The organism is Priestia sp. LL-8, assembly GCF_036227845.1.
GTDB lineage: Bacteria > Bacillota > Bacilli > Bacillales > Bacillaceae_H > Priestia > Priestia zanthoxyli.
This window is the reverse complement of the sequence record NZ_JAZAQH010000001.1, coordinates 3,713,775-3,735,551: the sequence shown is the minus strand read 5'-3', so window position 1 is coordinate 3,735,551 and position 21,777 is coordinate 3,713,775. Positions and strand designations below refer to the sequence as shown.

The window sequence follows — 21,777 nt, the reverse complement described above, 5'->3', positions numbered from 1 at the left end:
TAGGGGGATGGAAATGGATTACCGTGTGATTAAAGAAAATGATTTATTTTTACTAACAGATCAAGCAGGAAATATCACTGAAAACCATCAGTATGGTTTAGGGCTATATATGAAAGATACGCGTTTTTTGAGCAAATTTCATTTGAAAATTAACGGTGTAGATCCTGTGTTATTGTCCTCAAGTGCCGATGAAAACCTGTTAGCCACAATTCTTCTTACTAATCCGCATATGGAAAAAGAAGGAGAGCTTGTACTATGGCGAGAGTCTTTAGAAATAGAAAGAGAGCGCTTTATATATGAGGGAGTTTTCTATGAGAAAATAAAATTAAAAAGCTATTTCCCTAAAAAAATTGCTTTTACATTAAGTATCCAAGCAGATGTCGATTTTAACGATATGTTCATCGTAAGAGGTTTTCAAACAGGGAACATCGGAAAGAGAACGGGACAAATAAAGGGAGAAAGCAGTTTAACATATACATACGAAGGAGCTGATGATATCAAGCGTTCGACACGGATTTCTTGGGATAAAAAAGCCTCACACGTGAATGAACAAGGAGAGGTTATGTTTTCTTTCGAACTGAACCATCAGGAAGAAGAAGAAATTACATTAATGGTTCAGCCAAAAATGGGCGAAGACACCAATCAAGATATTTTATCAGCGGAGGAAGCCCTTAGTTTACTAACGCAGTCATATAAAAAATGGGAAAAATCTTCTACAAGGGTAACAACGGATCATCCGACAATGCAGCGTCTTATTACAAGAGGACTTAACGACCTGCGCGTACTGCTAACGGATGTAGGATTTGGTGCTTTTCCTGTAGCAGGATTGCCTTGGTTTGGTGTGCCATTTGGAAGGGATAGTCTAATTGCAGCGCTTCAAATGCTAGCTTTTAATCCTGAAGTAGCGAAAGGAACGCTACGTACGATGGCAGCATATCAAGGAACGGCAAATGATCCATGGCGTGATGAACAGCCGGGTAAAATTATGCATGAAATACGTTACGGAGAACTAGCCAACACAAATCAAATACCTTTTACTCCGTACTACGGAACAGTCGACGCGACACCATTATTTTTAATTTTGTTAACGGAATATGTGAAGTGGACGGGAGACTTCGAGTTTGTACAAGAAATGCAAATGACTATTGATGGAGCTTTGACATGGATCAATGAATATGGAGATCGAGACGGTGATTTATTTCTTGAATACCATCAGGAGTCGAGTAAAGGAATTGCTAATCAAGGATGGAAAGACTCAGGAGATTCTGTTGTCCATCGCAGCGGTGAATATGCCAAAACTCCCATTGCTTTAGTGGAAGTACAAGGCTATGTATATCAAGCGAAAATGGGTATTGCTTCTTTATATGATGAGTTAAACAAAACAAATGAAGCAAATAAATTACGTGAAGAAGCCGAGCAGCTGCGTAAAAAGTTCAATGAAGCCTTTTGGATGGAAGACGTGTCATTCTATGCAATTGCACTCGATGAACATAAACATCAAGTAGGAACAGTTACGTCAAATCCAGGTCATGTACTTTTAGCCGAGATGATGGATGAGGAGAAGCTGAACAGAGTAGCAGAAAGGCTAGTATCAGAATCTATGTTTTCGGGATATGGAATTCGTACAATGGCGGAAGGAGAAGCCGGTTATAATCCAATGAGTTATCATGACGGGAGCATTTGGCCGCACGATAATAGTTTAATTGTTCTTGGGTTGAGTAAGGCGAACAAGCAACCAGAAGCCAATAAAGTTATAGAAGGGCTGGTTGATGCAGCTGAGCATTTTGAGTACGACCGTCTTCCTGAATTATTCTGCGGCTATTCAAGTAACCTTGGGAAACCTGTCAAATATCCCGTTGCCTGTTCACCTCAAGCTTGGGCAGCCGGCACGCCTTTAGCTTTCGTACAGGCAATACTGCGACTGTTTCCTGATAGTACAGCAGGTACTATACAGATAAATCCCTTGCTCATAGACGATATGAATGAAATCTCTGTAGAAAACCTTGTGATTGGCAGTGGAAAACTTTCATTAACGGTTAAAAAAGAAGGAAGCGAAACTATTATTTACGTGAAGGAAAATACGACAAAATACGAGCTTCTATCTCAATGTAAAGTAAGAGCTCATGTAGGTTAATACGACGGCGGCTTATTAAGCGTCACTTAATAAGCCGCAGGTCAATGAAATGAAAGGAGACAGCTAATGAAGAAGTGGGTACTCGCTTTAAGTTTGCTTCTGGCAGTAGCCGGAGTAACTTTAACTGGATGTTCAAATGTACAAGAAGTTTCTGGGAAAAATGGTCAAGTCGAAATTGTATTAGCCGGCTGGGGAGGCAACCCCACAGAGACGAAGCTGCTTAATCAAACTATTCAAGACTTTGAAAATCTTCATCCTTCCATTCATGTGAAGCATGAAGTAATCACTGATCAATACATGGATATTTTAAAAACGCGTTTAATCGGCGGAAACGGTCCAGATGTTTTTTATCTTGATGCACTTGAAGCGCCTGGTCTTATTAATACAGGGGTTTTAGAACCTTTAAATTCTTATGTAAAATCTGATTTTGATGTTCAGGATTTTGAGAAACCATTATTGAAAGCGTTTCAAAAAAATGGAGAGACGTATGGTTTTCCGAAAGATTACTCCACATTAGGCTTATTTTATAACAAAAAGCTATTTAAAGAAGCGGGAGTAGAAGTACCAAAAACATGGGATGAGTTTGAAGAGGTGTCAAAGGTATTTAAAAAGAAAGGGATTCAAGCGTTTGGTGTCACGCCCGAATTAGCGCGTATCTTCTACATGGCGCAGGCAAACGGAGGAGACGTTGTAAAGAACAATAAGGCAAACTTTGCTACGAAAGAAGTCGTGGATTCTCTTCAGCCGCTCATCGATCAGCATTTAAAAGATAAAACGTCTGTACAACCCTCTGATGTAGGCGCAAATTCAGGTACGGACATGTTTGCACAACAAAAAGTAGCTATGGTGATTGAAGGAAATTGGATGATTCCATTTTTACAGGAGTCCTTCCCAAAACTTGATTACGGTACAGCGGAAGTTCCGACAATAAACGGTCATAAAAATACGATGGCATTTACGGTCGCGTATGTAATGAATGCCGACTCAAAAAAGAAAAAAGCGTCTTGGGAGCTTATCCAGTACTTAACCGGGAAAGAAGGAATGGAAACTTGGACAAGTAAGGGTTATGCATTGCCAACAAGAAAATCCGTAGCGGATAAGCTTGGTTTTGCTGAAGACGAAAAACGAGGTCCATTAGTAAAAGGAGCTGCTTATGCAACTGTCTGGCAAGATGGTCCGTATTTGCCTATTATCATGAATAACTTTAATAACCAGTTTTTAAGCGCCTTTTTGGGACAAAGTGATTTAGAAACAGCTTTGAAAAAAGCACAAAAGCAGGCAAATCAAGAGATTAGTATTTATGAATAAGGCTAGGCGGGGGAGTGGAGGAAATGAAAAACGGAAAAATACGAACGTACAAACCTCGTGATGTAGGGCAAGGATATGCTTTTATGACACCTACACTGTTTGTACTATTGCTGTTTGTTATTGCACCTATTTTTTATGCCATCTTTTTGTCTTTACATAAAGTTCAATTGCTGGGAGGAACTGAGTTTCATTTTCGAGGGCTTGAGAACTACATGAAGGTTCTTGAAGATGACAAAGCTAAAATTGCTCTTTGGAATACGGTGAAGTATGTAGTAATTGTTGTACCGGTACAAACCGCATTGGCACTTATACTGGCTGCCACATTAAATGCAGGGCTAAAAGCAGAAAAAGTTTTTCGCATTATTTATTTTTTACCTACGCTTACATCATCGGCTGTATTAACGCTTATTTTTATGTGGATGTACAATCAGAATGGGATTGTGAACGAGTTTCTAAAGTTTGTTGGTCTTCCAACTTACAATTGGCTTGGAGATCCGCAAGTTGCTTTAATTGCCATTATGATTATGAACATCTGGGCAACAGCGCCATTTTTTATGGTTATTTATTTGGCAGCTTTGCAGGACGTACCCGATTCGCTGTATGAAGCAGCTCAGTTGGATGGGGCTAATGTGTTTCAACGATTTTGGCATATTACAGTTCCAAATCTGAGGCCGGTTACATCGTTCGTAGTGATCATGGGACTAATTGGTACGTTTCAGTTATTTGATCAATCATTTATTTTCTCAGGAGGCTCAGGAGGTCCTAATAACTCCACTCTGACTGTTGTTCTTCTTATTTATCAATATGCATTTAAAAATTTAGGTACCATGGGGTATGCTGCAGCACTAGCCTTTATGCTGGCGCTCGTGATTTTGGTGGCAACGGTTATTCAGCGGAAGTTTTCAAAAGAAGAAAGTATGTACTAAGGGGGGAAGAAAAAGTGAAGAAGAAAACGGGAGTCCTCATTTTATATACGATTTTAAGCATATACGCGCTGATTACGCTGATCCCATTTATTTGGGCGCTGTCAGCTTCTTTCAAAACGCTTGAAGAAATTGTGTCAGGTACGGTGAACTTTATTCCGAAACACTTTACGCTAGACAACTATAAACAAATTTTTGTGGAACAAAAGCTGTTCCCTCGCTGGATGTTTAATAGCTTATTTATTGCTGTTGTAGGAACAGCTCTGAATTTGCTATTTAACTCAATGGCTGGTTATGCCCTTGCACGCCTCAGTTTCCCGGGAAAGAAAAGTTTGTTTATTATTATTTTAGCTGTGCTTATGATTCCTGGACAAGTAACCATGATTCCTAATTTTTTAATTTTAAAAGAGTTAGGCTGGTTAAATACCTATCAGGGAATGATTGTACCAGGAATGGTAAATGCGACTTTTATATTTATGATGCGTCAATTTTTTATCAATTTCCCAAAAGAACTTGAAGAAGCAGCGGAGTTAGATGGGTTATCAAAGTTTGGAACATTCTTCAAAATAGTCCTTCCACTTGCAAAGCCTGCGCTAGCAGCACAAACAATTTTTGTGTTTATGGGGTTTTGGAATGACTTTATGAAGCCTTTAATTGTGATGTCTGATGAAAATATGTTCACATTGACTTTAGGTCTCAACACATTCAAAGGTCAGTATATCAGTTATTGGAACTATATTATGGCAGCTTCCATGGTTTTTACCCTTCCAATTTTGCTCATTTATGCGTTTTTTAACAAATATTTTATTAAAGGAATCTCGTTTACTGGAGGGAAATAAAAAAGAGGCTGGGGTAAAAATATTTTAGTTAGAATTATAAACGAACGATTAATTTAATTAATCGTTCGTTTTTGGTTATTATGATGAACGTGACTTTCATTTGTTTTTAATGAAGTTCACTCACATACTGGTCAATCATTGCCTGCAGATCCTCTAGCGGTGTCTTACTTTGGTTCATAGACAGCTGCTTTAATGATTGAAGGGCACTATCCACAACAAACTTCCGGGGAGTCGACTGTTTAAACAGCTCTTCTTCAATAAAACTAATAAGCTCTGTACATTTTTGACGTTCAAATTCATCCGTAAATTGTTTGTGAACCTGCTTTTTTAAATCGATAAGTGCTGCAGAAATGTCCTGTTCTATTTGATTTTTAGTATTCGGGCAAGATGGAAGCCATTCTTTAATCGTTTGAGGATCGAGCAAAATGTCTCCTGAATTTGCTACTTCGTCTACAAGAGGAAGCAGGCGCTTGACACTGTAGCTTATAATTTCATGCGGATCGGTACTTGTGCCGTTAACCATAAAATTATAGTGAAAGTTGCGATGAAGCATGCCAAGAAACATAATTGCGCAATCTAGCAGGTACGGTTTTTTTTCTTCTCCAAATAAATCAATGAACCGTTTGTAGAACCAGTTTACTTCAATAAACTGGGTTTTTTTTATGTATGCTTTTAAATCAGGGTCATTGGAAACAAATACTTCTTCAAGTAATGTAAAAAATTTATGTTTGTGATGGTTTTTCATCTGTGCATCAATTTGTTTAACAAATATATCTACATCGTTCAGACTTTTACCAACCAGCAGCTGATTCCGCTCTTGTTCAATGGTCGTATGAAGCCATGTGAAAACAGCGATTAATAATTCATTTTTTGAAGAAAAATAGTTGTAGAATGTTCCTTTTGAAATGCCGCTATAATCAATGATGTCTTGAATAGAAGTAGCTTGAAATCCTTTTTCAACGAAGAGATGGTGTGCATTTTTTACAACTTGCTGTTTTCGGTTATTCATTATTATCACCTAAATATAAAATTAGACTCATAGTCCAACTTTATGATACATGATTTAAAGCGTTTACACAAATGTTCTTTTTGAAGCGAATTATGATATTGCGTATATGTATTGATGTAAAAGGACTGTACCGTTAAAAAAAGCTCAGTAAATAAAGAAAATTAACGCAGGATTTTTCACTTGCATAAATTGAACTCACAGTATAATATACTCTATGTAGAACATGTGTCTAAAAAAATGAACTTAAAGTATAAGGGGGTACAATAATGAGTCAATCGATAAATCAAATGGAAAAGCCGCCTTATGGCATAATTGCTATTTTGTTAATTGGCGCTTTTATCTCATTGTTGAATGAAACGTTATTAAATGTGGCGCTGCCGTCGATCATGAAAGATTTAGATGTGACAACGTCAACTGTCCAGTGGCTTTCTACTGGTTATATGTTAGTGAATGGTATTATGATTCCAACTACTGCTTTTTTAATTCAGCGTTATTCTGTCAGAGGGTTATTTTTAACGGCGATGACTTTATTTACAGCAGGAACAATACTCGCTGGTGCTTCGCCCGTATTTTCTATCTTGTTAACCGCTCGTATTATTCAAGCATCAGGCGCGGCCATTATGATGCCACTTTTAATGAACGTATTGCTAACAAGTTTTCCATTAGAAAAACGCGGAGCTGCGATGGGTATTTTCGGTTTAGTTATGATTTTTGCTCCGGCAATTGGTCCTACCTTATCAGGGTGGCTAATTGAACACTATGAGTGGAGAATGCTGTTCCACCTTGTTACGCCAATCGCGGCAATTGTATTAATAGGCGCTTTCTTCCTATTAAAAGACAAAAAAGAAAAAGTGGAAATCAATTTGGATTTCCTATCACTTGTGTTATCTACAATTGGATTTGGAGGACTTCTATACGGGTTTAGCTCAGCAGGGGATAAAGGCTGGGATTCTGTAGAAGTATATGGCACCATTATTGTAGGAGCTGTGGCTCTGATTTTATTTATTACGCGTCAGTTTAAGCTGAAAACACCTATGCTTGAATTCCGCATTTTTAAATATCCAATGTTTGCTTTATCATCAACGATTTCGATGGTAATTACAATGGCATTATTCTCAGCCATGCTGCTAATGCCAATTTATGTTCAAACGGTACGAGGCATTTCTCCGCTTCATTCAGGATTATTAATGCTTCCAGGTGCGCTACTAATGGGTGTGATGTCACCGATTACCGGAAAATTATTTGATAAATTTGGAGCGCGTGCACTGGCTGTAACGGGTCTAACGATTACAGCTGTTACCACGTATTTCTTCAGTAACTTAGAGCTTGATACGACGTATACAACGCTCATTACGCTTTACACGCTTCGCATGTTCGGAATGTCTATGGTGATGATGCCGGTTATGACAAACGGATTAAATCAGCTGCCGCAGCGCTTTAATCCCCATGGTACTGCGATGAATAACACGCTTCAACAAGTATCAGGAGCTATTGGTTCGGCTCTTTTAGTAACAGTGATGTCAAATCGTACAGCTACGCATGCAAGAGAGCTCGCTCAAGATGCAATGAGCGGAGCAGGAGCAGCGAATGCAACGGCAGCCGGGGCAGCTCAAATGGAAGAACAAATTGGGATGCAGGCAATGGTACAAGGAATTAACGATGCGTTTGCCGTCTCAGTAGTACTAGTGGTGGTTGCCTTAATTCTTTCATTGTTTATGAAACGCGCCACGCCGGCAAGTGAAGATGAATTAATAAAGGAAAAAGCAGGACGCGAGCAGTTTGCTAAATGAAAAAGAAATCCCCGCTGAGACAGCGGGGGTTTTTTTAGCTTGTATATCTAAAGCTTAAGCCCATTTTCTTTAATAATTTCCGGTAGCCGATGGACGTTTGATCAGCCATAATATGCGCTTCCATCTGCAGGTCTAAAGGCAAGTCTTCAGGTTTTTGGTTTTCAACCATTTCACGGTCTTCGTCAAAGACGCGAAGGTTAAAGTCATACACACCTTCAACGGGAGAATCTTTGTCAAAGTTTCGAGCGATTGGTGCGAATAAACGTGTTTCGCGGGCTGAAATAGGGGAGACTGCATTCATAATCCACAGCTCTGCGCCTTCTGGGAAGTATACTTTTAGCGTAGCTGTAAACGGCGGATAAACATCAAAGACGCGAAGCCATTTAAAATCAGGTGGATTTAAATGCTGCTGTTCTTTGGAATAATTGCTCACGGTGCTCGTATATTCTACATGAAGCCCATAGTCTGTTTCGCTTACTTTATATTTAGGCACAAAGGCGTTGTTTCGATCACCAAATGTGTCCGTGTGCACCCAAGCAAAATGAGCTACGTCTAAAAAGCCTTCCATTTGACGACCGGCCGAACCCATGATATCAAAGCTCGGACAAACAATTTGCTGAAAATCAGGGTCCTCCCACGCATCGAAGTAAGGCAGGTTATCTTGTTCTCCTGTAAGCGACGTCCACACTAATCCAAATCGTTCAATAACCGGATAGACGGCCATACACAGGCGGGGAGAAATGTTGGCATCAGGGTGAGCTGGAATCGATGTACATGCGCCGTCCGTTGCATAGCGGAAGCCGTGGTAAGGACAGACAATTTCATCATCTTCCACCCAGCCCATGCTAAGCGGGGTGCCTCGGTGAACGCATAAATCACGAGCCGCTACTACTTTGTGTGTGGTACGGTATAGAACTAGATTTACGTCTAGCAATTTTACCGACGTTGGTTTCTCTGTTACATCACTGCAGCGTGCGACGGGGTACCAATACTTAGCGAGCGTCGTCCAATCTTCCAGGCTGAACGTGCAGCCTCTTGGGTAGGGAGTTGCCGTTTTTGATTTGGTCATGGTTGGTTGTTGTTCCATCTATTTTCTTCCCTTCTTTTGTAAGCTCTTTTACTAAGGGTAATATAAAAAAAGAAAATTCACACAATTTATGTAAGGAGTTCTAACATAAAATATGGAACTTTGTAGAAAGTGCGAATTTCAAAAGATGCAAATTAGAGAATATACCAATAAAAAAATTAAAAAAGCGCTTCCTAAATGAATTTAAACGTGATATAATTTTCCAAGACGCTGGTGTAGCTCAGTAGGTAGAGCACTTGCATGGTAAGCAAGAGGTCGCAGGTTCGATCCCTGTCGCTAGCATACTAAAAAACCTTCTTTCTTGTTGAAAGAAGGTTTTTTTATTTGTGTTGGCTTTAAAATTCTTCTCCGCCTCGTGAAAAATTTAACAGTTTGATAGCCTTATTAGGATGCTGTGAGAAAACATGTGTATCTTCTTCACTATGTCTTATGAATCATATTTAGAAATATTCTTAAAAGAATGTTTATTGCCTCTAAGTATTGGGTATACGAAACTAGGGGTTAAATTTCAACAGGGAGTGTGAACGATAATTTGATTACGTTTAAGAATGTGTCAAAGCAATATCCAGACGGTACGACCGCCGTGAAAAATATTAATCTAGAAATTAAAGAAGGAGAGTTTTTCGTTTTAATTGGTCCGAGTGGGTGTGGGAAAACAACCACCTTAAAAATGATTAACCGTCTTCATGATATTACCGAAGGAGAACTATACATAAAAGATAAGCTCGTATCGGATCACAACATACATGAGCTACGCTGGAACATTGGTTATGTCCTGCAGCAAATTGCTCTTTTTCCTCATATGACCATCGCTGAAAATATAGCTATTGTACCCGAGATGAAGCATTGGAAGAAAAACAAAATAAAAACGCGCATTGATGAACTGCTTACCTTGGTAGGACTAGACCCAAAGCAGTATCGAAACCGAAAGCCGTCTGAGCTTTCAGGTGGCCAGCAGCAACGTGTAGGTGTAGCACGTGCCCTCGCAGCTGATCCCCCCGTTATTTTAATGGACGAACCCTTTAGTGCCCTCGATCCGTTAAGCCGCGAACAGCTTCAGCAAGATGTTATTAGTTTAAAAGAAAAAATCAAAAAAACATTTGTGTTTGTTACGCACGATATGAGCGAAGCGATGACGCTTGGAGATCGTATCTGCCTAATGAAAGACGGGGAAATTGTTCAAGTTGGAACCCCGGAGGAATTCATTCAAAAGCCTAAAAATGAATTTGTAAAAACGTTTATTGGAAATCAAGGAAATGCTTTATTTGAGACATTGGATATGTTTGTCAAAGAAAGTGAACAGCCAGACGTAGAACCTACTGAAGAGCTAGCTTCAACCGCCACTGTTCAGCAGGCAATGGACGCCCTTTACGACCATGAAGCAATAGCTGTGAAAAAAGGGAGCAAACGCATTGGCGTTGTAACGCGTAAAACTCTATTAGCGTTTCTTTCTGATAAAACGAAAGAAGGAGGAACGCTGTGATGAATGCACTAAGCACATTATTGGATCAACGAGGAGATGCACTGTTTCAAGCTCTTCTGGAACACATTCAAATATCAGTACTGGCTCTTGTTATCGCCGTATTAATTTCAGTGCCGCTTGGACTGTACTTAACGAGGCATGACCGCATTGCTGAACCGATCATTGGCGTAACAGCCGTACTGCAAACCATTCCTTCACTCGCTTTATTAGGATTACTGATTCCTCTTGTCGGAATTGGAACCTTTCCCGCGGTTATTGCACTGTTTTTATATTCGCTTCTTCCTATTGTACGAAATACATATACCGGAATTAAAGAAGTGGACCCATCTTTAATTGAAGCATCCAAAGCCATGGGGATGAACTCATGGAGACGATTAATCAAAGTAGAACTTCCTCTAGCGCTTCCTGTCATTATGGCCGGAATTCGTACAGCAATGGTCCTCATTATTGGCACAGCGACAATCGTGGCTCTTATCGGAGCGGGCGGACTTGGAAGCTTAATTTTGCTTGGTATTGACCGAAGCGACAATAGTTTGATTTTATTAGGAGCCATTCCAGCAGCATTATTAGCGCTTATTTTTGATGGAATTCTGCGAACGATTGAACACTCAGCTAAAAAAGGATCCAAAAAACGCTCGTTTATTATGATCATCGTATTAATACTCATTCTTGTTTCTCCGTTTGCAGCGATGAGCGCAACAAAACCAGACCTTGTTATCGGAGGGAAAATTGGCGCAGAACAAGATATTTTAATTAATATGTATAAAGAATTAATTGAAGATCAAACCGATATGAAAGTAAATCTTCGTTCGTCGCTTGGGAAAACGGTATTTGTATTTGAGGCTCTGCGTAACAAGGAAATTGATTTATACCCTGAATATACGGGTACAGCCATTGTGACGCATCTAAAGGAACAGCCGGACAGCAAAGATGAAACAGAGGTGTACAGGCAGGCAAAAGAAGGATTTCAAAAGAAATTCGGCCTTGTCTATTTAGATCCAATGAAGTTTAATAATACGTACACATTGACCGTAACAAAGGAATTTGCAAAAGAAAATAATCTAACGACCGTTTCAGATTTGGCAAACGCAACAGATAAAGTAAAAGCAGGATTTACGCTTGAGTTTAAAGATCGTGAAGACGGCTACGTAGGCATTCAAAAAGAATATGGCCTTACCTTCCCGAATATTAAAACGATGGAGCCGAAGCTTCGCTATCGCGCTGTAGAAAAAGGCGATATTAACATGCTTGATGCTTACGCAACGGATCCTGAAATCAAACAGTTTGGTCTCAAAGTCTTAAAAGACGACCAGCAGTTCTTCCCTCCGTATCAAGGAGCGCCTGTGCTTCGTGAAGATACGCTAAAAGAGCATCCTGAACTGAAAAAAATCTTAAATCAACTGGGCGGTAAAATCAGTGATGACGAAATGCGTGAAATGAACTATCAAGTAAATGCAAAAGGAAAAACGGCTGAAGAAGTTGCTCATCAATTCTTAGTAAAAAAAGGATTAATTAAAGAGTAATAACGAAGAAACAGAGCTAGGACAACAGTATGTTAGTTCAAAGAAGATCCGAATGATAAATCGTTCGGATCTTTTTATTTTAGTTGCTTCTAATAGTTGATTGGAAGGCAACGCGAAGATTCCCGCGGAAAGCGAAGCCATGCATGGAAATCAAATGCGGTGCAAGAAGTGATTCATACTCGATCATTTACTCCATTCGTACGTCTTTAGATTGGCGTCATTTCGTTATGTTTCAATCTCTTTTTAATGCGAGAGAAGCATTAATGAAAATGAACCCATGTGAACAAGCTAAAGGTACCGAATTTGTTTTCTGATAGAAGGGAGGCGCTTTTATGAATTTATTTTTTGCGTGTCATCCTGTACAACATTCCTTTCAGCTTTTTTCAGTGGAACATCTTGTAACTTTAGCCATTATCGTGATCATAGGAGCATTTATTTTTTTGTGTCGAAAGCAGCTGCGAAAAAAGAGATTTGTGTTCGTTTTGCTTTCACTCGTTCTAATTGCTTCAGAAACCGCCTACCAGGCTTGGGAAATCAGATGTCATCAGTGGTCTGCTAAAGCTTCCTTGCCTCTTCAGCTCAGTGATATAGTCGTGCTGCTGGCTGCTGTTATGCTGATAACCAAAAACAGGTTTCTTTTTAATTTTGTGTACTTCGCAGGAATCAGCAGCTCTGTTCAAGCGATGATTACCCCTGATCTTGGGGGCTATGCGTATGCCCAGTTTCGCTATGTGCAGTTTTATGTATCGCATGGCGGTGTGGTACTTGCTTGCTGTATGCTAATTGCTACCTGCAGATATGAGCCGACGTTTCGTTCTTTATGGGTAAGCGTAGTATTTGTTAATCTGTACGGAGGATTTATCTATGCCATCAACCGTTTACTTGGGGCGAATTATTTATACATGATGAAAAAGCCAGAGCACGCTTCCTTGCTGGATGTTCTTGGACCTCATCCTTTGTATTTAGTATCGATTGAAGGAATTATGATTCTTAGCTTTCTTGTGCTTTATCTGCCGTTTTGGATACATAAGAAAATCAAAGGGAAATCAATTTTGTTGAAGAGAAATGCTAATACTGGTAATTTATAAGTGTAAACTAGCTAGGATTTCCTGAATGAAAAGGAAAAAAACGACTGAACAAGCTGTTAGAGGCAAACGTAAAAAACAGAAAAGAATAAAGCAAGCACAGACATTAGAAGGAGAGTATCAAAATGAAAACACTGGTTATTTTAGCGCATCCAAATTTAGCATCTTCTCGCATTAATAAAGCGTGGGCAGAGAGATTAAAGAAAGAAGAGAATGTACACGTTCATGATTTATACGCAAACTATCCTGATTTTAAAATTGATGTAGAAAAAGAGCAGGAGTTAGTTGTTCAATTCGATCGTATTGTGTTTCAATTTCCGTTTTACTGGTACAGCTCACCAGCACTCTTAAAAGAGTGGCAAGATGTTGTATTAACATACGGATGGGCTTATGGCAGCAAAGGCACTAAACTTCATGGAAAAGAGTTTATCGTAGCTACTTCGACAGGAGGACCTGCAGAAGCTTATCAAGAAGGCGGCTACAACCGTTATCCAATGAGTAATCTGCTTCTTCCGTTTCAAGCTACGGCAAATTTAACAGGCATGAAGTTCCAAACTCCGTTTTTATTTCAAGGAGCAGGCGGTGAATTGAGCGAAAAAGTCATTCAAGATAGTGCAGAAAACTACGCTCAATTATTAAGACAATAAAAAAAGCCGCGTCACAGCGGCTTTTTAATTTACATTTGTTCGTGAAAAAGAAGTAAGCAGCTTTTGAGGAGCAATATCTAATCCTTCAATTAGCAATCCCGTCATAGCCGTTAGACTCCCGACTTCAAACGATTCCCCGGCTCTCCAAAATGCTGATTCACCTTGTTTAATGTAAATTTTCAGTCCGTTATCGCCAGCTACCCAGCCTTCGCCGTGAACGACTAAAAGAAGCTGTGGAATCGTAGCTTCTTGACGAGGTGTATAATCATTTTCTTGAAAAGATAAAAAGCTGATTTTGACATCTCCAGTATGAGAAAGCAGCGGGTTTACTTTATAGGTGGAATGAAGAAAGGAACGCTCTTCTTCAGATTGAAAACCATATAATTTCATACTTTCATCTCCTTGACTAAAAAATAAAAACAGAAGTGCTTCTTATTTCATATACGCATACAGGAGAAAAAATAGAACTCAAAGTAAGCAGCTGATTGCTAGAAAATTGCTTGATTCCATCTCTATTTTTTGTCGAAGCTGAAATTTTTTTGAAGGATAGGAAGGAAAAATAGAAGTTTTTTTGAATAGTATAAAAAAGGTGTCCGTTAATGGACACCTTTTCCTAATTTAAAAATGACTGTAATGCTTGTTTATTTTCTTCAAGGTCGATGCTTAAAACAGCACCAATACCGGATATTCGTTCATTTGAATAGGAACCTTCAACCGGTAAACGAAGAGATTTTAAATCTGGCTGATTTCCAACTAAAAAATCTTTTCCTATCACGATAAATGTTTTTGGCGGAATATTTGTATCCACATATGGATCAATGACTCCCCATAGCTTAGGAGCTTTCGCCAGCGTCTTTACTTGAAGAGCTTCATCCATTAATTTACCGATAACTTCTTGTTGACGCTTCACGCGCCCGAAATCACTTTGGCTATCATGTCGGAATCGCACGTATCCTAGTAATTTATCTCCGTGAAGAGTTTGTTTTCCAGGTTTTAGCGTCATGCCAATTCCTGATGACATTTCGTGCGGCACGGTAACCGTAATTCCCTCAGGGGCAATCGTATCGGCAACTTTAGAAAAACCTTTAAAATCAACAACGGCATAATAGTTTACATCTACGCCAAAGTTTTCTTTAATTGTCTTACGCATTAATTCAGGCCCGCCAAATGCATAGGCTGAATTTAATTTGTTTTTGCCGTGTCCTGGAATATCCACATATGAATCACGCATCAAAGACACAATTTTAGGCTGATTGCTGTCTTTGTCATAATGAGCAATCATGATCGTATCGGCACGCGAATGTTCTTCACCTCGAGAGTCAATTCCAAGAAGTAGCACATTCATGCTATCTAAATTGGCACTTGCACCATTAAAATTAAACTGTCCATCTTTTCCAAAAGCTCCGTCTGCTTCTGCTAACCCTTGTTGGTATTGATAATACACATACGCACCAGCGGCGATTACAAGAATGAGAAAGAAAAGAAGTAGCTTTCTAAAGCGTTTCTTTTTTCTTTGCTTTTTTCTTTTATGTTGTTTACGTTCTGTACGTTCTTCCAAATGTCTCACCATCGCATTCAAAAATATTAATACTTTTTTGTTTGAAACCCATTATGCAAAAAATTATAAAACGACATAATAAAATTAACACTAAGGAATTAGATTAGCAAGTACGTTCACTAGTAAATCCGCAGAGACAGCTAAAATAAGAGAAATACGCAAATAGAAGAAAGAGGAAATAAAGGTTATTTTTTTCTGAAAAATTTGTTATAATCTATCATAGTTAGGGAAAAAGTTCTGTCTTTTAAGAATGGAATAAGAGGAAAGTCTCTGTTTGCGGAGAATCGAATATAGGTCTAAATGTAGAAAAAAGGAGTGAAGCGAATGAGTATATATGTGTCATCTTCGAACCTTGTGCTGATTCCAGAAGCGGCGTTAAGTCATTGGAAACCTTACGGCGCGGGGGAATTGACCGGAGCTATTATTTCAGGTAAAGATAGTGCTGAAATAATTAAAGAGCTTAATCAATCGTCTATTCTGCCTTTTACAAGTTTTTTCTATCGAAAGCATTTTGTTATTCTGTTTGATAAAGAACAAGTGAAAAATCATTTTGAGCAGCTGCTTTTATTGTATAAATCTCAGGGCTATGTTTTTTATTCTTCTACTCTATACGATGATCATTGGTCCCAGGTTCTTGAAGGAACGAAGCAGCTCCTAACGGTGAATGGGCAAGTGGTGCCGGTGCTTGAGCTTGAACAAAACGGTGAATTTGATGTTGTGCGTGATGAATGCGGTCTGCACATTGTGATAGATGATGACGAAGACGAAGAGAAGCAGCTAGAAAAAAAAGTTCATGAGCTTTCGCTTGAAGAAGGTACCTATTTTATTGGCGATCCGGGATTTGTTGAAAACCGAGACATGCTGGTAAAAGAATATTTTCCTAAAGGTACGTACGAATTTATTTATAGATACGGAGAAAATGGCTGGCTGATGAAAGTAAGTATTCAGCGAAAAGCGATTAAAGAGCAGCTTACTACTCTTCACGCGGCTTTATCTTAACCTCTATTCATTGTACAATATTGCTAAATAACTATGTTATAATAGTAATATTGCACAATGAAAGGGGTTTTTTTAATGGAAGCACGTTTACAAAAAGTCGTATCGTGGCTGGAAGAAAAGAATGTAGAAGCGGCCTTTATTTCGTCAACGGAAAACGTATTTTATTTAACTGGATTTCACACGGATCCGCATGAGCGTTTGCTTGGCTTATTTGTGTTTAACGAAGCGGAGCCGATGCTTGTTTGTCCATCAATGGAAGTAGGACAAGCAAAAGAAGCCGGCTGGAAGTTTGATGTGATTGGATATGAAGATCATCAAAATCCTTGGGAACTTATTAAAGAAGCTTTACATAAACGAAACGTAATAGATGTGAAAAAGGTTGCTGTAGAGAAGGAGCAGCTGCTGTATGCGAGAGCCGAAGAACTGCTTAGCTTATATCCAAATGCTGAGCTAGTCGGAGCAGAAGAGAAATTAAATCAGCTGCGTTTAATTAAAGATGAGCATGAAGTTGAGATTCTGCAAAAGGCAGCTGCCTTAGCTGATTTTGGTGTAGAAGTAGGCGTAGCTGCTTTAAAAGAAGGCGTTACGGAAATGGATGTTCTAGCTAAAATTGAATACGAGTTGAAGCGAAAAGGAATTCGTGAGATGTCGTTTTCAACGATGGTTTTATTTGGTGAAAAAACGGGAGAAGCGCACGGGAATCCAGGTCTTCGCACCTTAAAGCCAGGAGATATGGTTCTGTTCGATTTAGGTGTAGTGCTAGACGGATACTGTTCAGATATTACGCGTACAGTCGCTTACAAGTCTATTAATGATAAGCAAAAAGAAATCTATGAAACGGTACAGCGCGCTGAGCAGGCAGCTCTTGAAGCTTCAAAGCCCGGCACTCGCATTGGCGACTTGGACATGGTAGCACGCAATATTATTACAGAAGCAGGGTATGGAGAGTATTTCTTGCATCGTCTTGGTCATGGTCTTGGTATCAGCGTGCATGAGTTTCCTTCAATGAGCCGCAACAATGATGATGTGCTTCAAGAAGGCATGGTGTATACAATTGAACCGGGTATCTATATTCCAGGACTTGGAGGCGTGCGTATCGAAGATGATGTAATCATTACAAAAGATGGATACGAAACGTTAACGAAGTACCCAAAAGAATTACAAATTATTTCATAATAATGTCATAAAAAATAGAGGCTGCCATGGTGCAGGCTCTATTTTTTTATGAGAAAAGAAAAAATTGGTTAAGGTTTCTTGTTTGCTTCTTGAGACAATTTCATAGTATGTTACGAAACGATAACATTTCTATCACATTTTCTAAAAACTATATCGCAAGCGAGTCCAGTAGTATATGCTGTACAGTAGGGAGCTTTTTAAGGTCGCAAGCAAGGAGGTTTTGTATGAGTAATTTTACAAAAGATGAAGAATTAATTATACATAAAGCAATAGATGTATTTGGTCAAAAGGATCGAATTGAAGATTATTCAGATGAAAGAAAAAAGCATGGTATTCACGTTGTGGCGTGTGAAAATCATCCGCGTCAAGATGTAACCGCGTATGCAACGCTCGGTGGACATCAATGTCCGACAGGCTATACAGTTGGAGGGATCCCACTTCGAATTGAAATCGTTGGGGCTTGTCATGAGGAATTCGGTATTTATTCTGCTATTTTAGCTAACTGTATTTTCCATATGATGAAATCTCATGTGTCCATCTTCCCAGGAGCTATTTATAAAGATGTTATCACGGTTCTTGATGACAGCTTTCATATGCAACACATTTTGCTGATTCCGCCGTTTTTATGGGATAATTTCTCAACGATTGAACTATCTGATAAAAAAGTAACGTTCCTGCAGGCCGTTCCGATTTCAGAAAATGAACGTGCTTTTGCACTTGAGTACGGAGTAGATTCGTTGCTAAGCCGCTTTGATGCTGAGCAGGTGAATGTCTTCAATTTAGAAAGAAGATCTGTTGTATAAACAAAAAGAGCGCCGACTGAGACGCTCTTTTTTGTTATTGATTAGTAGGTCAATTCTTTTTGCGGTATAGCTTTTTTATGACTCGTTTGGTAGCTGTGAAGCACCATGCCTCCTATGATAACTCCCATTCCAACCCAAGAAAGAATCGATGGTAAAGGACTTGATAGAAGGAAGACCTCTCCTAGCAGGGCAAATAAAACTTCCATCGATTGTGTAGCTTCAACTGCACCTAACTTTTGAGAATCTTTTCTAACAAGGTCGGTTGCCGCAAAAAATAAAACCGTTGCACATACTCCTGAAAGTAAAGCAACTAAACTGCTTTGATACATCTGAGTTGTTTTTGGTAGTCCATCGGTCACGTAGGCATAGACAGAAAGAATAATCCAAAACGGCAGGCTTGAAAGTGTCATTCCAAGCACGCGCTGAAACGTATTAAGTGACGACACCTCCATCATTTTACGGTTGCCAAGCGGGTACGCAAAAGAGGCAATCAAAATGGGAATGGTACAAAGCAAGGCAGTAGCAGCCGACAGCTCAGTCGCATGCTCAAGCTGCATGAGCATAACGCCTATTAAAATAATAAACGAAAAACCTAGCTGTTTAAAAGGAATGGCTCCTCGCTTCTTTCCTTCCTTGTAAAACAAAGGAGCTAGGAGAGACCCCGATAAAATTGTAATTTGCCAAGTGCCTGCAATAAGCCAGCCGGGACCGTAGGCTGAAGCAAAACAAAGAGGAGCGTAAAATAAGCCAAATCCAACCGTGCTCCAAAGCAGCCATTTTTGCGGCTGGGCTTTTATTTCTGCCACCACAGGTTTGATGCCACCCCAAAAATAAACAAGCACAAGCAAAAGAGGTACCATAAAAAAATAGCGCAGAGATGCGCTCCACGCCCAGCTGCCTCCAGATAAATCCATCGCTCGATTTAAAACGAATGTAAAAGCAAAAAAGAATGATGCAGCAACGCCTAATAAAAGAGGCTTCACTTTGATTCCTCCTCACTTGTCAGCGCTTCACCTAGTGTCAGCCAGTTTGTTTCGACAAGCTGTGATGTCAGTGCGGAATCTTTTTGACAGCAAGCGTTTATGATTTCTTTGTGCTGATCAACGGAAGCAAGGCTGGAAAGAGAAGAAAAGCGAGCGATTTCCAGACGCTGAATTTTGGCGCTTGTTTGTTTTACAACACGTTCTAGCTCTAAATTATTCGCCCGTTTTAAAAAAACGGAGTGAAATGCTTCATCCGCTTCGATCGCTTTAAGTACATTTCTTGTTTTGATTGCATGTTCCAGAGATTGATTATGTTTGGTTAGTTCGCCCATATCTTCTTCTTGTAACAAAGTACAAGCCAGCTTAGCAGCAAGTGCATGAAGAGCTGCGACGACAATAAAAGATTGTTTTGCCTCCTCAAGGTTTAATGGAGCCACTTTTGTAGAAGAACCGGGTGTCGTTTGGACAAGGCCTTCATCTTCGAGCCTTTTTAATGCTTCTCGAACAGGAGTGCGGCTAACTCCAAATTGCTCAGCCAGTTCTTTATCCTGAAGCTTTTGTTCCGGCTGAAATTCAAGCATAACGATATTGTGTTTAAGTGTTTGATAGACTTCCTCCCTGAGGGAAAGTCGTTTGAGAGGTTGAATATTATTTTTCATAAAACCAATATATCGCATATTACATTAAATGACAATGTAAAAATTAAAAAACTTCGTCTAAAAAGCAGACAACTGCTTTTTAGATGAAGAGCTTAATTACTGCTGCGTAAAGATTTAGATAAGATGCTCGCAATCGATTTGCTGTGCTCGACCTGCGTTTTTTTGGACTCTTTACGTTCAAGAGCTACTTTTTGAAGGCTTTTTTCCTCTTCAGTTTGTGCAATGACTTGAGGAACGGGTGCTGGTTTTCCATTTTCTAATGCAACAAAGGTGAGAAAAGAAGTAGCTGCAATACGTTTAATGCCCGTTAACAAATTTTCGGCAATCACTTTAACAAAAATAATCATGGAGCTTTTTCCTGTGACAACAACAAATGCTTCATATGAAATAAAATCTTCTTCTGTGACAGGTTCAATAAAGTCAACGTGATCAATAGAAGCAGTAACACACGATTTTCTGGAATGTTTAGCTGCTGAAAGAGAAGCTGTCATGTCCATATCAGCTACAATTTTTCCGCCAAAAAGGGTGTGGTGATTGTTTAGATCATTTGGAAAAATGTGCTGTGATTTGACTACTCGTGAGACGCTGCAAAGTACTGCCTTTTCGCTCATTAAAAACACTCCTTCAAACTGTTTATATGGTTTAATGTATGTTGACTACTTGTTCTTATGTATACAAGTTACAGAGAGCCCTTTCGTAAAAAGCTCTTCACAAGCTTCTATATGATAAAATAGAGCAAATACAAAAGAGAGGATGAGAGCATGAACTTAACTCAATTTTCTAGAAGAAAATATACGGATTTCCCTACACCTTTAGAAAAGCTACCGGTTTTATCGCAGCAGTTAAACGGACCTTCAATTTATATGAAGCGCGATGATATGCTTGGACTAACAGGGGGCGGAAATAAGACGCGTAAGCTTGAATATTTAATAGCAGATGCAAAAGCGCAAGGAGCAGACGTGCTTGTAACGTGCGGAGCGATACAATCTAATCACTGCCGTTTAACGCTCGCTGCTGCCGTAAAAGAGCAAATGAAATGCGTGCTCGTATTAGAAGAAGGAGAAAATAAAGCAAGCGATCAGCCTACGGGAAACTATTTTCTTTATCATTTATTAGGCGCTCATGACATGCGGTTTGTCGCTGAAGGTTCTGATTTAACAGCGGAAACGGAAAAAGTAGCGCGCGAGCTAAGTGAAAAAGGTCATAAGCCGTATTTAATCCCAGTAGGAGGTTCGAATGTCATTGGTGCAACAGGCTACGCTGCCTGCGCACAGGAGCTGCTTATGCAAAGCTATGAGCAACAAATAAAGCTTAGCCACGTAGTTTGTACAAGCGGCAGCGGAGGCATGCATGCAGGATTAGTGGCAGGCTTTCAAGGCCTTCAAAGTGGCGTGTCTGTTATTGGAATGAATGTGAGTCGTGCTAAAGAAGAGCAAGAAATGAAAGTTGCCAAGCTAACGAGCGAACTTTATGATCATTTACATAGTAAAACGCCTTTTAAAAAAGAAGACATTGTGTGTATGGATGAATACGTCGGTCCAGGCTATGCTGTTCCGACAGAAGAGATGGTGGAAGCAGTCAAACTTGTGGCCAGTACGGAAGGGATTTTATTGGATCCTGTGTATACAGGAAAAGCGATGGCCGGTCTGATTGATTTAATTCGAAAAGGTTATTTTAAAAAAGATGAAAATGTGGTATTCGTCCATTCAGGAGGTTCACCGGCTCTTTATGCATATACATCAATTTTTTCATAAAAAAGCAAGGAGTTCGA

Annotated in this window: 20 protein-coding genes and 1 tRNA gene; 14 read left to right on the top strand and 7 right to left on the bottom strand. The window is 39.5% G+C overall.

Features of this window, described 5'->3' with window-relative positions:
• The first annotated feature begins 13 nt into the window (after positions 1 to 13).
• The 4 genes from U9R83_RS19580 (at position 14) to U9R83_RS19565 (ending at position 5,204) form a co-directional block, all read left to right on the top strand.
• Positions 14 to 2,134: an amylo-alpha-1,6-glucosidase gene (locus tag U9R83_RS19580; RefSeq protein WP_243549853.1), complete on the top strand. Its 2,121-nt coding sequence runs from the start codon at positions 14 to 16 to the stop codon at positions 2,132 to 2,134.
• A 66-nt stretch (positions 2,135 to 2,200) separates the two neighbouring features.
• Complete coding sequence (locus U9R83_RS19575) at positions 2,201 to 3,442, top strand: ABC transporter substrate-binding protein (protein WP_140451056.1); 1,242 nt, start codon at positions 2,201 to 2,203, stop codon at positions 3,440 to 3,442.
• A gap of 23 nt (positions 3,443 to 3,465) precedes the next feature.
• Positions 3,466 to 4,368, top strand: a complete 903-nt coding sequence (locus U9R83_RS19570; protein WP_016765225.1) for a carbohydrate ABC transporter permease — start codon at positions 3,466 to 3,468, stop codon at positions 4,366 to 4,368.
• Between the two features lie 14 nt (positions 4,369 to 4,382).
• Positions 4,383 to 5,204, top strand: a complete 822-nt coding sequence (locus U9R83_RS19565) for a carbohydrate ABC transporter permease (protein WP_014458643.1) — start codon at positions 4,383 to 4,385, stop codon at positions 5,202 to 5,204.
• Between the two features lie 106 nt (positions 5,205 to 5,310).
• Here U9R83_RS19565 and U9R83_RS19560 read toward each other — a convergent pair whose 3' ends face one another.
• Positions 5,311 to 6,213 carry a TetR/AcrR family transcriptional regulator gene (locus tag U9R83_RS19560; protein ID WP_208732958.1) on the bottom strand — a complete coding sequence of 301 codons (903 nt, stop codon included), beginning with the start codon at positions 6,211 to 6,213 and terminating at the stop codon, positions 5,311 to 5,313.
• Positions 6,214 to 6,479: 266 nt separating this feature from the next.
• Between U9R83_RS19560 and U9R83_RS19555 the strand changes: the two genes are divergently transcribed.
• Positions 6,480 to 8,003 (top strand): DHA2 family efflux MFS transporter permease subunit, encoded by a 1,524-nt coding sequence (locus U9R83_RS19555; protein ID WP_243549851.1) that lies wholly within the window; start codon positions 6,480 to 6,482, stop codon positions 8,001 to 8,003.
• A 34-nt stretch (positions 8,004 to 8,037) separates the two neighbouring features.
• On the opposite strand, the gene U9R83_RS19550 is transcribed toward U9R83_RS19555, so the two are convergent.
• The gene (locus tag U9R83_RS19550) at positions 8,038 to 9,090 is read right to left on the bottom strand and encodes an aromatic ring-hydroxylating oxygenase subunit alpha (protein ID WP_014458646.1); all 1,053 of its coding nucleotides are present in this window, start codon (positions 9,088 to 9,090) and stop codon (positions 8,038 to 8,040) included.
• Positions 9,091 to 9,299: 209 nt separating this feature from the next.
• Between U9R83_RS19550 and U9R83_RS19545 the strand changes: the two genes are divergently transcribed.
• The 5 genes from U9R83_RS19545 (at position 9,300) to U9R83_RS19525 (ending at position 13,828) form a co-directional block, all read left to right on the top strand.
• Positions 9,300 to 9,372 (top strand) — tRNA-Thr (locus tag U9R83_RS19545).
• A gap of 250 nt (positions 9,373 to 9,622) precedes the next feature.
• Positions 9,623 to 10,573 (top strand): ABC transporter ATP-binding protein, encoded by a 951-nt coding sequence (locus U9R83_RS19540; protein ID WP_014458647.1) that lies wholly within the window; start codon positions 9,623 to 9,625, stop codon positions 10,571 to 10,573.
• Positions 10,573 to 12,096 carry an ABC transporter permease/substrate-binding protein gene (locus U9R83_RS19535; protein ID WP_014458648.1) on the top strand — a complete coding sequence of 508 codons (1,524 nt, stop codon included), beginning with the start codon at positions 10,573 to 10,575 and terminating at the stop codon, positions 12,094 to 12,096. The genes U9R83_RS19540 and U9R83_RS19535 overlap by 1 nt, the downstream gene beginning before the upstream one ends.
• A gap of 332 nt (positions 12,097 to 12,428) precedes the next feature.
• Positions 12,429 to 13,184 (top strand): YwaF family protein, encoded by a 756-nt coding sequence (locus U9R83_RS19530; protein ID WP_226554988.1) that lies wholly within the window; start codon positions 12,429 to 12,431, stop codon positions 13,182 to 13,184.
• A 122-nt stretch (positions 13,185 to 13,306) separates the two neighbouring features.
• Entirely contained in the window at positions 13,307 to 13,828 is a 522-nt protein-coding gene (locus U9R83_RS19525) for an NAD(P)H-dependent oxidoreductase (RefSeq protein WP_014458651.1), read from the top strand.
• A 24-nt stretch (positions 13,829 to 13,852) separates the two neighbouring features.
• Here U9R83_RS19525 and U9R83_RS19520 read toward each other — a convergent pair whose 3' ends face one another.
• Together U9R83_RS19520 and U9R83_RS19515 are read right to left on the bottom strand one after the other, a co-directional pair.
• Positions 13,853 to 14,218: a hypothetical protein gene (locus U9R83_RS19520; protein WP_014458652.1), complete on the bottom strand. Its 366-nt coding sequence runs from the start codon at positions 14,216 to 14,218 to the stop codon at positions 13,853 to 13,855.
• Positions 14,219 to 14,441: 223 nt separating this feature from the next.
• Positions 14,442 to 15,173 (bottom strand): LCP family protein, encoded by a 732-nt coding sequence (locus U9R83_RS19515; RefSeq protein WP_371129326.1) that lies wholly within the window; start codon positions 15,171 to 15,173, stop codon positions 14,442 to 14,444.
• Between the two features lie 537 nt (positions 15,174 to 15,710).
• Between U9R83_RS19515 and U9R83_RS19510 the strand changes: the two genes are divergently transcribed.
• The 3 genes from U9R83_RS19510 to U9R83_RS19500 all read left to right on the top strand — a co-directional run bounded on the left by U9R83_RS19510 (position 15,711) and on the right by U9R83_RS19500 (position 18,364).
• Positions 15,711 to 16,385, top strand: coding sequence for a hypothetical protein (locus U9R83_RS19510; RefSeq protein ID WP_115654742.1), 675 nt, complete (start codon positions 15,711 to 15,713; stop codon positions 16,383 to 16,385).
• A gap of 75 nt (positions 16,386 to 16,460) precedes the next feature.
• Positions 16,461 to 17,561 carry a M24 family metallopeptidase gene (locus U9R83_RS19505; RefSeq protein ID WP_140451059.1) on the top strand — a complete coding sequence of 367 codons (1,101 nt, stop codon included), beginning with the start codon at positions 16,461 to 16,463 and terminating at the stop codon, positions 17,559 to 17,561.
• 224 nt (positions 17,562 to 17,785) lie between these two features.
• Positions 17,786 to 18,364, top strand: a complete 579-nt coding sequence (locus tag U9R83_RS19500; RefSeq protein WP_116739365.1) for a suppressor of fused domain protein — start codon at positions 17,786 to 17,788, stop codon at positions 18,362 to 18,364.
• Between the two features lie 41 nt (positions 18,365 to 18,405).
• On the opposite strand, the gene U9R83_RS19495 is transcribed toward U9R83_RS19500, so the two are convergent.
• From U9R83_RS19495 to U9R83_RS19485, 3 genes are all read right to left on the bottom strand, one after another.
• Entirely contained in the window at positions 18,406 to 19,347 is a 942-nt protein-coding gene (locus U9R83_RS19495) for a DMT family transporter (protein WP_208732959.1), read from the bottom strand.
• On the bottom strand, positions 19,344 to 20,024 hold the full coding sequence (locus U9R83_RS19490; protein ID WP_208732960.1) for a GntR family transcriptional regulator: 681 nt from the start codon (positions 20,022 to 20,024) through the stop codon (positions 19,344 to 19,346). The genes U9R83_RS19495 and U9R83_RS19490 overlap by 4 nt, the downstream gene beginning before the upstream one ends.
• 74 nt (positions 20,025 to 20,098) lie before the next feature.
• A complete protein-coding gene (locus tag U9R83_RS19485; RefSeq protein WP_014458660.1) occupies positions 20,099 to 20,617 on the bottom strand; it encodes an acyl-CoA thioesterase in 519 nt (172 codons plus the stop codon).
• Between the two features lie 150 nt (positions 20,618 to 20,767).
• Between U9R83_RS19485 and U9R83_RS19480 the strand changes: the two genes are divergently transcribed.
• Positions 20,768 to 21,760 (top strand): D-cysteine desulfhydrase, encoded by a 993-nt coding sequence (locus U9R83_RS19480; protein ID WP_208732961.1) that lies wholly within the window; start codon positions 20,768 to 20,770, stop codon positions 21,758 to 21,760.
• Positions 21,761 to 21,777: the final 17 nt, after the last annotated feature.

Coding starts and splice junctions, on each gene's coding strand:
- U9R83_RS19515 (WP_371129326.1), bottom strand. CDS start 15,173: ATGAATGTGCTACTTCTTGGAATTGACTCTCGAGGTGAAGAACATTCG.
- U9R83_RS19485 (WP_014458660.1), bottom strand. CDS start 20,617: ATGAGCGAAAAGGCAGTACTTTGCAGCGTCTCACGAGTAGTCAAATCA.
- U9R83_RS19555 (WP_243549851.1), top strand. CDS start 6,480: ATGAGTCAATCGATAAATCAAATGGAAAAGCCGCCTTATGGCATAATT.
- U9R83_RS19510 (WP_115654742.1), top strand. CDS start 15,711: ATGAGTATATATGTGTCATCTTCGAACCTTGTGCTGATTCCAGAAGCG.
- U9R83_RS19575 (WP_140451056.1), top strand. CDS start 2,201: ATGAAGAAGTGGGTACTCGCTTTAAGTTTGCTTCTGGCAGTAGCCGGA.
- U9R83_RS19500 (WP_116739365.1), top strand. CDS start 17,786: ATGAGTAATTTTACAAAAGATGAAGAATTAATTATACATAAAGCAATA.
- U9R83_RS19525 (WP_014458651.1), top strand. CDS start 13,307: ATGAAAACACTGGTTATTTTAGCGCATCCAAATTTAGCATCTTCTCGC.
- U9R83_RS19480 (WP_208732961.1), top strand. CDS start 20,768: ATGAACTTAACTCAATTTTCTAGAAGAAAATATACGGATTTCCCTACA.
- U9R83_RS19530 (WP_226554988.1), top strand. CDS start 12,429: ATGAATTTATTTTTTGCGTGTCATCCTGTACAACATTCCTTTCAGCTT.
- U9R83_RS19535 (WP_014458648.1), top strand. CDS start 10,573: ATGAATGCACTAAGCACATTATTGGATCAACGAGGAGATGCACTGTTT.
- U9R83_RS19550 (WP_014458646.1), bottom strand. CDS start 9,090: ATGGAACAACAACCAACCATGACCAAATCAAAAACGGCAACTCCCTAC.
- U9R83_RS19505 (WP_140451059.1), top strand. CDS start 16,461: ATGGAAGCACGTTTACAAAAAGTCGTATCGTGGCTGGAAGAAAAGAAT.
- U9R83_RS19570 (WP_016765225.1), top strand. CDS start 3,466: ATGAAAAACGGAAAAATACGAACGTACAAACCTCGTGATGTAGGGCAA.
- U9R83_RS19520 (WP_014458652.1), bottom strand. CDS start 14,218: ATGAAATTATATGGTTTTCAATCTGAAGAAGAGCGTTCCTTTCTTCAT.
- U9R83_RS19580 (WP_243549853.1), top strand. CDS start 14: ATGGATTACCGTGTGATTAAAGAAAATGATTTATTTTTACTAACAGAT.
- U9R83_RS19560 (WP_208732958.1), bottom strand. CDS start 6,213: ATGAATAACCGAAAACAGCAAGTTGTAAAAAATGCACACCATCTCTTC.
- U9R83_RS19490 (WP_208732960.1), bottom strand. CDS start 20,024: ATGCGATATATTGGTTTTATGAAAAATAATATTCAACCTCTCAAACGA.